Genomic DNA, 283 nt, shown 5'->3' with positions numbered 1-283 from the left:
CGCCTGCCCGCAGCTGGAGAACCCGATCTACATCGGCCACGGCATCAGCACCCGCGCCGAGGACAAGCGCATCACCTACGCGCTGCGGCCGGAGAAAGTGATGATCAGCGCGCAGAAGCCGGACAACCTGGAACACGCCGGGCACAACTGGGCCCAGGGCACCGTCTACGACATCGCCTACCTTGGCGGCCACTCGGTGTACTACATCAAGCTGGCGTCCGGGATGATCGTCCAGGCCTTCATGGCCAACGCCGAGCGCCACGTCGCCCGGCCGACCTGGGAC

General features: G+C 66.8%; 1 protein-coding gene. It reads left to right on the top strand.

Annotated features, from left to right (window positions below; all coding sequences use genetic code 11):
- On the top strand, window positions 1–283 hold a 283-nt coding region (locus ACLJNW_RS24560), incomplete at both ends, for a TOBE domain-containing protein (RefSeq protein ID WP_410961264.1).

Source organism: Salmonella sp. SAL4457 (assembly GCF_046548235.1).
Classification (GTDB): Bacteria; Pseudomonadota; Gammaproteobacteria; order Enterobacterales; family Enterobacteriaceae; genus Salmonella; species Salmonella enterica.
Note: the sequence above shows the minus strand (reverse complement) of the source record. Positions and strands in the feature narration are given on the sequence as shown.